At 41.5% G+C, this 14,646-nt stretch carries 13 protein-coding genes; all 13 read right to left on the minus strand.

Features of this window, described 5'->3' with window-relative positions:
• Positions 1-23 precede the first annotated feature (23 nt).
• The 13 genes from hslU to ylqF all read right to left on the minus strand — a co-directional run bounded on the left by hslU (position 24) and on the right by ylqF (position 14,639).
• Positions 24-1,433, minus strand: coding sequence for an HslU--HslV peptidase ATPase subunit (gene hslU, locus ACQKMH_RS11820; RefSeq protein WP_427587677.1), 1,410 nt, complete (start codon positions 1,431-1,433; stop codon positions 24-26).
• 12 nt (positions 1,434-1,445) lie between these two features.
• Positions 1,446-1,973 carry an HslVU peptidase proteolytic subunit gene (gene hslV / locus ACQKMH_RS11825; RefSeq protein ID WP_427587678.1) on the minus strand — a complete coding sequence of 176 codons (528 nt, stop codon included), beginning with the start codon at positions 1,971-1,973 and terminating at the stop codon, positions 1,446-1,448.
• Positions 1,974-1,993: 20 nt separating this feature from the next.
• The gene (gene xerC, locus ACQKMH_RS11830; RefSeq protein ID WP_427587679.1) at positions 1,994-2,896 is read right to left on the minus strand and encodes a tyrosine recombinase XerC; all 903 of its coding nucleotides are present in this window, start codon (positions 2,894-2,896) and stop codon (positions 1,994-1,996) included.
• A gap of 59 nt (positions 2,897-2,955) precedes the next feature.
• Positions 2,956-4,263: an FADH(2)-oxidizing methylenetetrahydrofolate--tRNA-(uracil(54)-C(5))-methyltransferase TrmFO gene (trmFO, locus tag ACQKMH_RS11835; protein ID WP_427587680.1), complete on the minus strand. Its 1,308-nt coding sequence runs from the start codon at positions 4,261-4,263 to the stop codon at positions 2,956-2,958.
• Between the two features lie 425 nt (positions 4,264-4,688).
• A complete protein-coding gene (gene topA, locus ACQKMH_RS11840; RefSeq protein WP_427587681.1) occupies positions 4,689-6,764 on the minus strand; it encodes a type I DNA topoisomerase in 2,076 nt (691 codons plus the stop codon).
• A 265-nt stretch (positions 6,765-7,029) separates the two neighbouring features.
• Complete coding sequence (gene dprA / locus ACQKMH_RS11845) at positions 7,030-7,896, minus strand: DNA-processing protein DprA (protein WP_427587683.1); 867 nt, start codon at positions 7,894-7,896, stop codon at positions 7,030-7,032.
• Positions 7,897-8,025: 129 nt separating this feature from the next.
• Positions 8,026-8,928, minus strand: a complete 903-nt coding sequence (sucD, locus tag ACQKMH_RS11850) for a succinate--CoA ligase subunit alpha (protein ID WP_427587684.1) — start codon at positions 8,926-8,928, stop codon at positions 8,026-8,028.
• 18 nt (positions 8,929-8,946) lie between these two features.
• Complete coding sequence (gene sucC, locus ACQKMH_RS11855; protein ID WP_427587685.1) at positions 8,947-10,107, minus strand: ADP-forming succinate--CoA ligase subunit beta; 1,161 nt, start codon at positions 10,105-10,107, stop codon at positions 8,947-8,949.
• Complete coding sequence (locus ACQKMH_RS11860) at positions 10,104-10,304, minus strand: hypothetical protein (RefSeq protein ID WP_427587686.1); 201 nt, start codon at positions 10,302-10,304, stop codon at positions 10,104-10,106. The genes sucC and ACQKMH_RS11860 overlap by 4 nt, the downstream gene beginning before the upstream one ends.
• 283 nt (positions 10,305-10,587) lie before the next feature.
• Positions 10,588-10,860 carry an EscU/YscU/HrcU family type III secretion system export apparatus switch protein gene (locus ACQKMH_RS11865; RefSeq protein WP_427587687.1) on the minus strand — a complete coding sequence of 91 codons (273 nt, stop codon included), beginning with the start codon at positions 10,858-10,860 and terminating at the stop codon, positions 10,588-10,590.
• Positions 10,857-12,779, minus strand: a complete 1,923-nt coding sequence (locus tag ACQKMH_RS11870; RefSeq protein ID WP_427587688.1) for a hypothetical protein — start codon at positions 12,777-12,779, stop codon at positions 10,857-10,859. The genes ACQKMH_RS11865 and ACQKMH_RS11870 overlap by 4 nt, the downstream gene beginning before the upstream one ends.
• A gap of 13 nt (positions 12,780-12,792) precedes the next feature.
• Positions 12,793-13,578 carry a ribonuclease HII gene (locus ACQKMH_RS11875; protein ID WP_427588487.1) on the minus strand — a complete coding sequence of 262 codons (786 nt, stop codon included), beginning with the start codon at positions 13,576-13,578 and terminating at the stop codon, positions 12,793-12,795.
• Positions 13,579-13,766: 188 nt separating this feature from the next.
• Complete coding sequence (ylqF, locus tag ACQKMH_RS11880; protein ID WP_427587689.1) at positions 13,767-14,639, minus strand: ribosome biogenesis GTPase YlqF; 873 nt, start codon at positions 14,637-14,639, stop codon at positions 13,767-13,769.
• Positions 14,640-14,646: the final 7 nt, after the last annotated feature.

Genomic DNA, 14,646 nt, shown 5'->3' on the forward strand with positions numbered 1-14,646 from the left:
AATTAATACCATTTGTCTGAATCTTAAAGGATAAACTGGCTTAAATCTTTGTTCCGGGCGATAGAACCTAGCTTGCCTTCGACATATTGGGGTGTAATTGTAATCTTCTCCATCGTAATTTCCGGAGCTTCAAACGATAGGTCTTCAAGCAGCCGTTCTAAAATGGTATGAAGTCTTCTTGCACCAATATTGTCTGTGTTTTGATTTACTTCGAAGGCCACTTCAGCTATCTTACGAACAGCATCGTCAGAAAATTCAATTTCTATACCTTCAGTTTCCAATAAAGCTACATATTGTTTTAACAAAGCATTATCAGGCTCATGAAGAATTCGCACAAAGTCATCAACAGTCAGTTTGTTCAATTCTACACGGATAGGAAATCTACCTTGTAGCTCAGGGATAAGATCGGATGGCTTAGCCATATGGAAGGCTCCTGCCGCAATGAAGAGGACATGATCCGTTTTGACTGACCCATATTTAGTAACGACAGTTGAACCTTCGACGATCGGCAGGATATCCCTTTGAACGCCTTCTCTTGAAACATCCGCTGATGAACTTCCAGATTGCTTGCTGGCAATTTTGTCGATTTCATCGATGAAGATAATCCCATTTTGCTCTGCTCCATAAACAGCATCAGAAGTGACTTCATCCATATCAATCAATTTCGAAGCTTCTTCATTTGTTAAAACAATTCTCGCTTCACTAACTTTCAATTTGCGCTTCTTGCTTTTCTTCGGCATCAAGCTTCCTAAAGCGTCCTGCATATTCATCCCCATTTGTTCCATTCCCGAACCTTGGAGCATATCAAACATCGAAGCAGCCTGTTCTTCCACTTCGACCGTTATCATTTCACTTTCTAATTCGCCATTAGCCAGCTTTTCAGCGACGATTTTTCTTTTTTCCTGCAAACTTAAATCTTCGGAATTATCTTCCGAATCCTGTTCATCTTGATTGTTGCTGCCTCCAAAAAAGACTTCAAGAGGATTTTTGAAATTACTTTGTTTTTTAGTTGATGGCACTAATAGCTCTATTAAACGGCGATTTGCATTTTCTTCTGCCCGTTCTTTTACGCTTGCCATCTTTTCTTCCTTCACGAGGCGGACGGATGTCTCTACCAAATCACGAACCATGGACTCTACATCCCGGCCGACATATCCAACTTCCGTAAATTTCGTTGCTTCAACTTTTACAAAAGGAGCACCTACCAATTTAGCCATTCTCCGAGCTATTTCTGTTTTCCCAACGCCTGTCGGTCCAATCATTAATATGTTTTTCGGAACGACTTCATCACGAAGTTGATCCGAGAGAAGGGAACGTCGGTAGCGATTCCGAAGAGCCACCGCCACTGCCCGCTTTGCCTCACGCTGCCCTACGATATATTGATCCAGTTTTTCAACGATTTGCCTCGGTGTTAAATTAGCTTTATTTGACATTTGCGCTCCTCCTTACAACTCTTCCACGATTATATTCGTATTCGTAAATACACAAATTTCCGCTGCAATTTGTAAAGATGATTGGGCGATTTCCCTTGCAGATAAATGCTCACTGGAAAATCGCATTAACGCCCTGCCCGCAGCCAGTGCATAATTTCCGCCTGATCCAATGGCCAGAATCCCGTCATCCGGTTCAATTACTTCCCCGGTACCAGAAACGAGCAGCAAATGGTTCTTATCCATGACGACTAACATGGCTTCCAGCTTTCTAAGTACATTGTCACTTCTCCATTGCTTTGCCATTTCGACGGCAGCGCGCTGAAGATTGCCATTATACTCTTCAAGTTTAGCTTCAAACATCTCAAATAATGTGAATGCATCTGCAACTGAACCTGCAAAACCTGCAAGGACATTACCGTTAAAGATCTTTCTTACCTTCCTTGCTGTATGCTTCATCACTACTGAATTTCCTAAAGTAACCTGCCCATCACCGGACATGGCACATTCACCTTTATGATGCACTGCAAATATCGTTGTCATAAAGTGTCCCCTTTCAACATTTAAGCCCGCGGATGTGTTGCATTGTAGACTTTTTTTAATTGGTCTTTTGTAACATGCGTATACACTTGCGTTGATGAAATTTTAGAATGACCAAGCAATTCCTGAACCGTACGAATGTCCGCCCCATTATTCAATAGGTGTGTGGCAAAGGAATGCCGTAGCATATGGGGATGGAGACTTCCATCTGCGGCTGACTTTTTAATCAATTCATTCAATATATAGCGAACTCCCCTAGGTGTCAGAGGGTCTCCACGAAAATTAACAAATAAATAAACATGCGCCTTGGCGTCAGACGAAGTCATTTCCATCCTGGCTGTACGTATGTATAAATCTATCGCTTCCTGAGCATATCCACCAACCGGAACGTAGCGATCTTTTTTCCCTTTTCCATGGACCAGTACTGTACCTAAGGAAAGATCGATATCCTGCAGTTTAATCTCACAACATTCACTTACGCGAATGCCTGTAGCATACAGTAATTCCAGTAATGCATTGTCCCTTATTCCTATCGGTGAATCTTTCTTTAACGAAGAAAATAGCTGTTTCATTTCCTTCTCATAAAGAAAACGTGGCAGTCTTTGATCCTTTTTAGGTAAAGAAACAAGAGAAAAAGGATTATCCTTCACATCACCTTCACGTAGTAAAAATTTATAAAAGCTACGCAAGCAAGAAGTCTTTCTTGCTACCGTGCGCTTAGAAAGTTTTTTCTCATATAAATTCGTTAAAAACAACCGGACATCAAAATATTCAACTGACGTGATGTCGGTCATTCCCTGCTCATTAAGGAACAGGAAAAATTCAAGAATATCACGTCTGTAATTTTCAATGGTGTAATGTGAACTGTTTTTTTCAATTTGTAAATATTCAATGAAGGATGATAATGCCTTTTTTTGATTAATCATGGAAACACCTCGCAAAGGCTTATAAATAGTATCATACTTTAAAACTGCAGGCAAATATTTTACAAATTTTTCACAAAGTTCTGAATTGTGTCCAAAGCGCGTTTAGCATGCGTTTCGTTTCGCTCTTTTTTGGATTTGATCCTCACTTCTAGGTCTGGAAGCAGTCCAAAGTTGGCATTCATCGGCTGAAAGCTCTTTCCATTTGTCGACGTTATGTACCTTGCCATGCTGCCCATTGTCGTCTCCGCAGGGAAAACGGTAGGCTCCAGTCCTTGGACGATCCTTGCAGCATTGATACCCGCCACAAGTCCAGATGCCGCTGATTCAACATACCCTTCAACACCAGTCATCTGACCTGCAAAGAATAAATCATCACGATTTTTGAATTGGTACGTTGGCTTCAGAACGTTAGGAGAGTTTATGAACGTATTGCGATGCATAACTCCATAACGAACGATTTCCGCATTTTCCAATCCCGGTATGAGCTGCAATACTTCTTTTTGCGGTCCCCATTTTAAATGTGTCTGAAAACCAACAATGTTGTAGAGGGTTCCCGCTGCATCATCTTGACGCAATTGAACAACGGCAAAAGGACGTTTTCCCGTTTTCGGATCTTCTAAGCCAACAGGCTTCAAAGGACCAAATAACATCGTTTTCTTTCCACGGGATGCCATCACTTCAATTGGCATACATCCTTCAAAAAAGATTTCTTTTTCAAATTCCTTAAGTGGGACTGTTTCAGCAGCAATCAATGCTTCATAAAAGCGGTCAAACTCCTCCTCCGTCATCGGACAGTTCAAATAAGCCGCTTCCCCTTTATCATAACGGGATTTTAAATATACCTTATCCATGTTGATGCTGTCTTTTTCAAGAATTGGAGCGGCAGCATCATAGAAATATAAGTATTCTTCATCCATGATTTGCTTTAAGCTGTCAGATAGTGACTGACTCGTAAGCGGACCTGTTGCAATGATCGTAGGACCATCCGGAATTTCGGTCACTTCTTCATTAATCACTGTTACATTGGGATGATTTTTAACCCTTTCCGTTACGAGACCGGCGAATTCATGTCGATCGACAGCTAACGCACCTCCGGCCGGCACAGCACAAGCATCTGCTGCGGACATGATGACGGAATCCAGAATTCGCATTTCTTCTTTTAATACACCAACCGCATTTGTTAATGTATTAGCCCGAAGTGAATTGGAACAAACAAGTTCAGCGAATTTATCGGTATGATGGGCTGGCGTTTGTTTTACCGGACGCATTTCATATAGATCGACTTTGATTCCTCTTTTAGCTAACTGCCATGCCGCTTCACTTCCAGCTAGCCCAGCACCGATTACACTTACTTTTGTTTCTTTCATTTTTTGAACCTCCATGTATAGATATGATAAGACAGGATCATTTATCATTAAAATTGCATTCACAAAAGTTTCATTTTTAACGATATCTATGTATTTATACCCAAAATACCCATTCCTGCTAACGATAATTATAAACCATATGCCTCAAATCCGGCATATTCCTGCACCACGTATTCCCTATAAAGGATAACGGACACAAAGAGGAATTATATCTTTAATAGAATACACTTGTCCACTGAATTTTACATCACTTGACTTAAATAAAAAAGTTTCAAGCATTATCCTTTTTTTTCTTAGAAGTAAATCCACATGTTATCATGATATCATACTTCCCTGAACATAAAGAAACTCGGCATCTGCCGAGTTTCTTTATCTTTAGAGTTTTACAATTGCATATTAGGAAAGTAACGATTTGCCGATCTTTTCTATGATTGAGGCGTTTCTTTGAAATCACATTCCATACACTGGACTTGAACACCTTTTTTGAGTTTTTTCTCAACAAGTGTACCTTCACATTTTGGACAGCTCCGTGGCAGGGGTTTGTCCCAAGAAATGAAGTCACATCCAGGGTAAGTATCACACCCGTAAAATATGCGGCGTTTTTTACTTTTCCTTTCTATGATATTTCCTTCTTTACATTTCGGGCATTTCACACCGATTTCTTTAACGATTGGTTTTGTGTTACGGCAATCCGGGAAATTACTGCATGCCATAAATTTTCCATATCGCCCCATCTTAAAGACCATCTCATGTCCGCATTCTGTGCAATCTTCCCCTGCAGGCTCATCTTTGATTTCAATTTTCTCCATCTCGACTTCGGCTTTAGCCAAATGAACCGCAAATTCTTTATAAAATTCATCGATGACCTTAATCCATTCGATGCTGCCTTCTTCGACGCTATCGAATTCCTGTTCCATCTTAGCAGTGAACTCTGCATCAATAATATCCGGGAAAAATTCACGGATCAATTCAAGAACAATCTCACCAAGCTCTGTAGGGATGAATCGTTTATTATCCAAGGTTACATAGCCTCGTTTTTGAATCGTATCCAAAGTAGGAGCATATGTAGAAGGCCGACCTATGCCCAGTTCCTCCAGGGTTTTGACTAGACGTGCTTCCGTATAGCGGGGCGGAGGCTGTGTAAAATGCTGTTTCGGCTCGACATCTTTTGAAAATAATTGATCACCTTTTTTTACATCTGGAAGAGCATTTTCCTTTTCTTCCACTGAGTCATCGGATCCTTCAACATACACCTTCATGAAACCTGGAAATTTAACTTTAGAACCATTGGCTCTGAAGATGACATCCCCGTTATGAAGGTCGATACTCATTGTATCCATGACCGCCGAAGACATTTGACTGGAAACGAACCGTTCCCAGATCAATTTATATAAACGGAATTGATCTCTCGACAAGAACTCCTTGACTACACCAGGTTCACGTAATGTGCTAGTTGGTCTAACCGCTTCATGGGCGTCCTGAGCATTAGTCTGTTTTTTCTCTTTGCGCTGTTCAACCTGAACATACTCTTTACCAAAGCTATTTTGAATGAAGGTATGGGCTTCCTGTTTCGCAATGTCGGAAATCCGGGTCGAATCCGTTCTCATATAAGTGATTAACCCAACTGTCCCCTCTTTTCCAAGCTCGATTCCTTCATATAGCTGCTGAGCAAGCATCATGGTTTTCTTTGCACGGAAATTCAATTTTCGAGCAGCTTCTTGCTGCAAGGAAGAAGTGGTAAAAGGTGCAGCTGGATTACGCTTTCTTTCTTTTTTAGCCACAGCTCCTATAGTGAATTCCCCGCCATTTAAAGAAGCGAGTACTTTTTTGACGTCATCTTCCGTATTTAATTCTTTCCGCTCGCCACCCAGGCTGAAAAAGGAACCTTCAAACTGCTCTTTTCCTTTTACAAAATCCGCCTTGATAGTCCAATACTCTTCCGGGTTAAAATCTTTGATTTCTTTCTCGCGGTCAATGATCATCTTGACAGCAACCGATTGGACCCGTCCGGCGCTTAAGCCTTTTTTCACTTTTTTCCACAAAAGAGGGCTGATATTGTAGCCGACCAAACGATCCAAGATCCTTCTTGCCTGTTGTGCATCAACCAATTTCATATTTATTGGTCTCGGTGATTTAAAAGATTCTTTGATCGCCTCTTTCGTGATCTCATTGAATACCACACGGCAATCTGAATTAATGTCGACGTCGAGACTGTGGGCCAAATGCCAGGCAATGGCTTCACCTTCTCTGTCGGGGTCAGCTGCGAGATAGATTTTTTTCGCTTTTTTTGCAGCGGTTTTCAATTCTTTTAAAACCGGGCCTTTGCCGCGGATCGTTATATATTTAGGTTCATATTCATGTTCAGTATCAACACCCATTTGACTTTTAGGCAAATCGCGTACATGTCCCATGGAAGCCTTTACTTTATATTTTTTTCCCAAGTAACGTTCTATCGTTTTCGCCTTTGCGGGCGATTCCACAATCACTAAGTATTCTGACATCCAATAAATCCTCCTCAAAGAGGTAATATAAATCTTCACTATTATTAATCATTCAAAAATCATTTGTCAACACCTCTTTACTTTTCAAGACATGCTGAAAATTTATTTATAAGTATTTTGACAAGAGGTGCCATTTGCAAAATTTATAACAGTTTTACAATTTTTTCAACCTTTTTGTCTCATATTTCAACCATTCATCTGAAAAATATACCTTTTTTTACTATTTTCCCGTTTGATTTTCCGTCTATCTTCTATATTATATCGTTCAAAATTCTTCCTCAATCTGCTTATAACTCAAAACAAGTTTGGCTCCTTCAGAAATCAATTGATTGGTCCCTTGTGATTCTGGGCTTGTTACATTCCCAGGAAGCGCAAATACCTCCCTACCATGATCCAAAGCAGCTTGTGCCGTAATAAGGGAACCGCTTTTCTCTTTTGCCTCGACCACGAATACTCCCCGTGATAATCCACTGATGATTCGATTCCTAAGCGGAAACATCCAAGGTTCCGCTCTCATTTCCGGAAGGGTCTCAGATATAAGTAACCCTTTTTTGATGATTTCTTCAGCTAGGGGGATATTGGCCTTTGGATATATTTGCATAAGCCCGCCTCCTAAAACCCCAATCGTATCTCCGCCTTCACCCAAAGTGATTTTATGAGCCTCTGCATCGACTCCAGCCGCCACTCCACTGATGATGATGAATTTTTTCTGTACGAGAGGTGATAAAATCGTTTTTAAGGCCTCCAGCCCATACGAGGTTGGCTTCCGGGTTCCGACAACACCTAGCGTATTCCTCTTCGTTAGGAGCTTCTTATCGCCTTTTAAATAAAGAACCCACGGAGGATCGAATATCTGTCTCAGTAAAAAAGGGTAATCCTCATCAAGGATGGTCAAACAATGAATCTGGCTATCTTCATATCGTTTAAGCTTATCGATCGTATTGAGTGAATGTAAATCTTTGAGAAAGAGGTTGAGCTTAGTTGAAGGGATGGAGAGCATTTTTACCCATTCATGGCGTTTTGTTGTGAAAAGGGAAGAAAGGGATGGGTCATTGGATATGATTGTTTGGATAGTTTTCCACCCAGCTCCGCGGCAATGATGAAGGTGGATTAATTTTTCTTTTTTATTCAATGGAAGCGCCCCTAGTCGGATTTTTTTAAAGAAGGTGGATAATGCTGGTTTGTGAGATAGAAATGTGATACCGAGGAGATTGGAGTGAAATAAAGGCCGACCTAATAAACAGGTCGGCCGAACTATGAATCAATGAGTTTTACAAGGTTGGTAAATTTCTTTTTCTTTCAGGACGGAGATCAAAGTTTCGCCCATTACGGATGGGGTCTCGGCAACTTTAATTCCACACTCGTTCATAACGCGGATTTTCTCGTCAGCCGTACCTTTTCCTCCTGAGATGATCGCACCAGCGTGTCCCATACGTTTACCAGCTGGAGCTGTACGGCCGCCAATGAAACCAACAACTGGCTTCGTCATATTTTCTTTCACCCAGATTGCTGCTTCTTCTTCTGCGGTGCCGCCTATTTCCCCGATCATGATTACAGCATGTGTTTCCGGATCTTCATTGAATGCTTTCAGTACATCAATGAAGTCCGTTCCGTTAACCGGATCCCCACCGATTCCGACTGCGGAAGATTGCCCGATGCCCGCTTGCGATAATTGATGAACGGCTTCGTACGTTAAGGTTCCAGAACGAGAAACTACACCTACATGGCCTTTTTTATGGATATATCCTGGCATGATACCAATTTTACATTCTTCCGGGCTAATGACACCAGGGCAGTTCGGTCCGATCAAGCGAGTTTTCTTACCTTCCATGTAACGCTTCACCTTGACCATATCAAGGACAGGAATATGTTCCGTGATACAAATTACAAGATCAAGTTCTGCGTCAACCGCTTCCAAAATCGCATCTGCAGCAAATGGAGCCGGTACGTAGATAACCGATGCATTCGCCCCGGTTTCAGTGACAGCTTCGGAAACTGTATTGTATACAGGTACCCCTTCCACTTCTGTTCCACCTTTACCCGGAGTAACTCCGCCAACGATCTTCGTGCCATATTCCAACATTTGTTTTGTATGAAATAATGCTGTTGAACCAGTGATTCCCTGAACGATCACTTTCGTATCTTTATTAATATAAACGCTCATTATGTTCCCCCCTGCCTATTATCCTACAAGTGATACTATTTTTTGTGCGCCATCTGCCATTGATTCAGCAGCCGTAATATTTAAACCTGACTCTTTTAGAATCTTTTTACCAAGGTCCACATTCGTTCCTTCAAGACGAACAACAAGAGGGACATCCAGGCCAAGCTCTTTAGCAGCAGCTACGACGCCTGTCGCGATGATGTCACATTTCATGATTCCTCCGAAGATGTTAACGAAAATGCCTTTAACATTTTGATCGGATAAAATGATTTTGAAAGCTTCTTTTACTTTTTCCTCCGTTGCGCCGCCCCCAACGTCAAGGAAGTTAGCCGGGTCTCCCATATAATGCTTAATGATGTCCATCGTTGCCATAGCAAGTCCTGCACCATTAACCATGCATCCGATATTTCCGTCTAGCGATATGTAACTAAGGCCATGTTTCGATGCTTCAATCTCTTTGGCATCCTCTTCATCTAAATCACGGTACTCCGCGATGTCTTTATGGCGGTAAATCGCATTATCATCGAAATTCAATTTAGCATCAAGTGCCATTACATTGCCATCGCCCGTTACCACTAATGGGTTGATTTCAGCAATTGAGCAATCTTTCTCAACGAAAGCCGTATATAAGTTAACCATAAGCTTGGAAGCTTTATTGATAAGTGAAGCAGGAATATTGATATTGAAAGCAATCCTTCTTGCTTGGAAGCCGGTCAGGCCGACAACCGGATCGATTACTTCTTTGAAAATTTTCTCTGGTGTCTTTTCAGCCACTTCTTCAATTTCCGTTCCGCCTTCTTCAGAGGCCATCAATACGACACTGTTTGTAGCACGGTCCAGGACCAGCCCGATATAATATTCTTTCGTAATGTCGCAGCCCTCTTCAATAAGTAAACGCTTAACTTCCTTGCCTGTAGGTCCTGTTTGATGGGTAACCAGCGTTTTACCGAGAATCTCTTCTGCATATGTACGCGCTTCATCAAGATTTTTCGCTACCTTAACTCCGCCGGCTTTCCCGCGGCCGCCCGCATGAATTTGAGCTTTGACGACAACAACTTCCGTACCTAACTCCTTCGCTGCTTCCACTGCTTCATCAACAGTAAAGGCAACCCGGCCATTTGGAACGGATACCCCGTATTGTCGCAAAATCTCTTTCCCCTGATACTCATGGATATTCATTTCCCATCCTCCTTATCTACTAAAAAACAACTTTGAGATTTAATGCGTGTTTTCTCTACCATATTACAACAAAATTCTCCTTCGTGCATAATTTTCTTTCTCATAATTTTTAAAATATTATTATAATATACTTCCATACCCTTATGAAAACTGGAAAAACCTTCTTTACCGTTGGGTTTTTTTCTTATTAAAATCATTTATTTTGGTCCTGAAATTCTATGACAAAAAAAGTCATTCAGTCTAGCAAAATACTTCCATGAAAGCCTTTTCATCACATTAACTCTGAGATTCTTTATGAAAAATTACAGGTATCCTTGTCTTGATTCAAAGGAAAAGCAAAAGGACAAAGCCATGGCCTTGTCCTTTGGTAAATAATTTAGTATTTTTTTAATATAATGAAAAACCATTTGTGATTTCCCTATTATTCTACATAAACCAACATGAACTCATTTAGTGAAGTCAATTGGATAAATTGGGATCCTACCGCTTCATATCCTTGTCAACCTTATAAATGAATGCAAAAACCTCCGCAACAGCTCCATATAATTCTTCCGGAATCGTTTGATTAATATCCAATTGACCTAAAAGTGCAGCAAGCGATTCGTCCTTTTGGACCGGTATATCCAGTTTCATTGCCTTATCCAGAATATTTTCAGCCGTTTTACCTTTCCCCTTGGCCAAGATTACGGGGGCATTGGATATCTTTTGATCATACTTTAAGGCAATCACTTCTTTTGGTTTGTCATTTTTCATATTCGAATATCCACTCCACTATATGTACCCGATTCTGAAAATGGAATGGATTTCAACACTTTGTTCCCATCTTTTTCATTCTTCGGATTAACAAATGAAACCCCGGACAATCTGTAATCCATTTTTTCCAGATTCTCTCCCAACAGGTCAAGATAATGATTAGCCATCTCTTCAATCGCTGCACCAAGCTCATTAATGACCGTCACTTTTATGATTCGATTTTGTACCTGCATATCGATGACCGTCCCTTTTATTCGTTCCAATTCTAAATAGAACAGGACCCGACAGTAATCCGGGTCTATTTTACCTTCTTTTGTTTTCCTTCCGCTCCATTGTAAAGTTAGATCCGTTTGGGAAGTCCCCAGATTGATAGGAAGTGTTAAGAGCAAATTCTGAACCGGCCCATTTTCCTGTGAAAGGATCTGTTGAGCTGTAATCCGATTTAGAATGTGTTCTGCTATCTCCTTTACCGATGTGGGAGTTTGCTCATTCAGCAGTTTAAGCAGCAGCGGTTTAAGTGTTTCCAAATCCTTCGAGATATCCGTCGAATCAACTCCAGACTGATTAAGGATTGCATGTTCCAGCTGCAGGCCAAGTATCTTGGTCCACTCTTTAAGTTGATGTGCAACAGATGCCCCATTTGTGAAATCGATAGTTTGAAACTCAGTTTCCAATACATGTGCAAGGACCAGTTTCTCATTATTCTTAACGGACAAGGCCTCTGGAGACCGTTTAAGCGACTGAATAAGTAATTCAGCCACCTTACCCTTCGCCTCAGTTACCTGCTCTGTATCCGTATTCAAATAGTCTAGAATCTCATTCACTTCCTTATTGCTTCCCAGTGCTTTGTTTCCGGCACTTGCTTCGGTAAACGTACTCTCTAGTAAATGAATGGCAAGAGGTGATATTTTTTCAGCAGATATGCTTTTTATCTGATTCGGTTTGATACCGGTTGGCATTTTTGCCCCTTCATGATCAAGACCATTCAATAAGCGATTTACATTCATTTCGACCTTTTCAACTTTTCCCCATGCTCCATTTTTTCCTTCTGAAAGTAAATGCAAACCTTGGTGTAATTTATCGATCACTGAATTTTTAGGAAATCCGGACCTTGCCGCCGCTCCATCAATTAAATTCTCCAAAAAGACAGCTTCAGTCGTTCCCTTCGGTATGAAACCCGTCTGTTGAAGCAGTGAAAATGCCCCTGATTTCATTTTGGGTGTTGAATCGGAGTCCAGCCAAGCGGTCACAAGTTTTTGCAAACCGTTTTGTTGAAGTTGGTTCTGTTTAGCAACATGCAATGAGTCCAATACGCCTATTAGCTTGTCAGTCGTCTTCGTTTTCGTACTCCCATCCTGCAACTGTTGATGGAGGTCACTGAGCAATTTATGGAATGGTTCACCTTTGGTCTGTTCAAATATTGCTTCAAATACATTTTTTACAAAAGGCAATTGCTGAACGAGCATTGTTTTTATGATAGGCAGCCCTGATTCTGCCGTATCAACAGCTTTTAGCCATTGCAAAGCCGACTGAAAAGTGTTCTTTGTAATGGGGAGACGATTCTTAAGGAGGTATTCAGCAAGCTTAGCCGCTGCCGGTTCGGGCGTCATGCCCACATGAGCGATCAATTGTGCAGCCATTCCCTTTAAACTGGTATAGTTCACATTCGGAGACTCGAACGTTTTTAACACGACCTTCCCCTCATTTGGCTGCTGCACTTGAAACCAATACCTTTCACCTGCCCGAAGCGGGATATCGAGAGCGGCAATCATTTTTTGATGGCCAATCTGAACTTCTGCCGTCTGGTTAGGAAAAACCTTATTCACCTTCCCAAAAAGGATTTGTCCGCTTTTCAAACTCGCAGTTCCTTGCATTTCAATGGGTGAAAGTACGGGTTGACCGCTCGTTATGGTTAGCATCACTCACCCTCCCTTATTCTTTCGTTCGTGCAGCGATTTCCTTAACTGGAGCAAAACTTCTTCTATGCCAAGGTGTAAGACCATGCTTGTCAAGTGCTTCTATATGTTGGCTTGTCCCGTAACCCATGTGCTTTTCGAACCCGTATTCCGGATATTTCACCCCATAATCCTTCATCATCCTGTCACGAGTCACTTTCGCTATAATGGAGGCCGCAGAAATGGAAATGCTTCTTGCATCCCCCTTTATAAGCGAAAGCTGCGGCATGGGCACATCAAGTTCCATCGCATCAATCAGCAAATGATCCGGAAGTTCTGACAGATCGTTCACAGCCGCTATCATTGCCTTTTTCGTAGCTTGATATATATTAATGTCATCGATTACTTCGCTATGCACAATACCTACCCCGATGGATATGGCTTCCTTGCAGATCCTCTCATAAAACTGTTCCCTTTTTGACTCTGGAATCTTTTTAGAATCATTCAGTCCTGGCAAATAGAAAGTTTCCGGCAAGATGACTGCACTCGTCACAACTGGTCCTGCCAGCGGCCCTCTCCCCACTTCATCGATACCAGCAAGAATGGAGTATCCCTGTTTTCGCAGTTGCCGTTCAAACTCTGTCATCTCCATGAAAGTATTCTTTACTTGTTGCTCTTTATCATAGGCTCTTTGCCATTTGCTTACTAAATCGGCTACACCCTTCCGCCCGTCCTCCCGGCATGCTAGTAAAAATAAATCATCAGGCTCTTTTATTGTCATTAACTTTGAAGAGATTTCTTTTATGCTCATTGCAGTTTTCATCATTTATCACCCATCATATTAATTATCGGCAGTCATGCTTCTTTTCTACAGTTTAAACAAAAATACGGAGCGGAAAAGAGACATCAAAAAGGAAAAACATTTTTGATATCCAACTCCAGCTCCGTATCAATCCACTCACTGATTGTCTTCAAATAATCAGGTCAGTGCCTTCAAATATTCACATAAAGTTATTCGGGTAAATGATCCTCTTCATAGTCCTTAGGTACCTCAAACGTTAGCGGACCCATCTTTTCTGAACGAATTTCACGTACGACCAACTCTGCGGTTTTGTCGTAATCAATGAACCCTCCAGATGCTAAACAGCCCCTGAACTTACCGACCCTATCGAAAAGTTCGAGCGTTTCTTGAGGAATTGTATCCAGGTTATAACGTGATTTCAATCTATCCGGATATTCTTTTTCCAAAAAGCGAAGTCCATATAAGGAAACTTCGTGCAAATTTAAAATCGTATCCTTGATTGCTCCCGTCAATGCAAGCTTCAAGCCTACTTCCTGATCTTCGAATTTAGGCCAGAGAATTCCCGGCGTGTCAAGCAGCTCCAATTCCTTACCAACTTTTATCCATTGCTGCGCTTTCGTGACACCAGGGGTATTGCCTGTTTTGGCAATGTTCTTTTTAGCAAGCCGATTGATCAATGTTGATTTCCCTACGTTGGGAATACCGACTATCATGGCACGGATCGCTCGCGGCTTTATTCCTCTTGACTCCATCCGGTCATACTTCTCTTTTAAAAGTTTTTTAGCAGCCGCTGTGATCTGATTTAAACCGTTCCCTGCCTGTGAGTTTATCGCAATTGCCGTTTTCCCCTGTGATTTATAATACTCAAGCCACATATTCGTTTTTACCGGATCAGCCATATCTGCTTTATTCAAAAGGATGACCCTCGGTTTATGCTGTATGATTTCATCGATCATCGGATTTCGTGAAGATGCCGGAAGCCTGGCATCCACAAGTTCAAAGATGATGTCGATCAGTTTTAATTTCTCTGTTACTTCCCGTCTCGCTTTGGCCATATGGCCAGGGAACCACTGTATTGTCAATGGAATC

This window comes from Peribacillus sp. NPDC097895 (assembly GCF_050277555.1).
In the GTDB taxonomy this organism is placed as follows: Bacteria; Bacillota; Bacilli; order Bacillales; family DSM-1321; genus Peribacillus.

What these genes read in the sequence shown, in the direction of transcription:
- hslU (WP_427587677.1), bottom strand. Translation starts at nt 1,433, where the DNA reads ATGTCAAATAAAGCTAATTTAACACCGAGGCAAATCGTTGAAAAACTG.
- hslV (WP_427587678.1), bottom strand. Translation starts at nt 1,973, where the DNA reads ATGACAACGATATTTGCAGTGCATCATAAAGGTGAATGTGCCATGTCC.
- xerC (WP_427587679.1), bottom strand. Translation starts at nt 2,896, where the DNA reads ATGATTAATCAAAAAAAGGCATTATCATCCTTCATTGAATATTTACAA.
- trmFO (WP_427587680.1), bottom strand. Translation starts at nt 4,263, where the DNA reads ATGAAAGAAACAAAAGTAAGTGTAATCGGTGCTGGGCTAGCTGGAAGT.
- topA (WP_427587681.1), bottom strand. Translation starts at nt 6,764, where the DNA reads ATGTCAGAATACTTAGTGATTGTGGAATCGCCCGCAAAGGCGAAAACG.
- sucD (WP_427587684.1), bottom strand. Translation starts at nt 8,928, where the DNA reads ATGAGCGTTTATATTAATAAAGATACGAAAGTGATCGTTCAGGGAATC.
- sucC (WP_427587685.1), bottom strand. Translation starts at nt 10,107, where the DNA reads ATGAATATCCATGAGTATCAGGGGAAAGAGATTTTGCGACAATACGGG.
- ACQKMH_RS11860 (WP_427587686.1), bottom strand. Translation starts at nt 10,304, where the DNA reads ATGATTTTAATAAGAAAAAAACCCAACGGTAAAGAAGGTTTTTCCAGT.
- ACQKMH_RS11865 (WP_427587687.1), bottom strand. Translation starts at nt 10,860, where the DNA reads ATGAAAAATGACAAACCAAAAGAAGTGATTGCCTTAAAGTATGATCAA.
- ACQKMH_RS11870 (WP_427587688.1), bottom strand. Translation starts at nt 12,779, where the DNA reads ATGCTAACCATAACGAGCGGTCAACCCGTACTTTCACCCATTGAAATG.
- ACQKMH_RS11875 (WP_427588487.1), bottom strand. Translation starts at nt 13,578, where the DNA reads ATGAAAACTGCAATGAGCATAAAAGAAATCTCTTCAAAGTTAATGACA.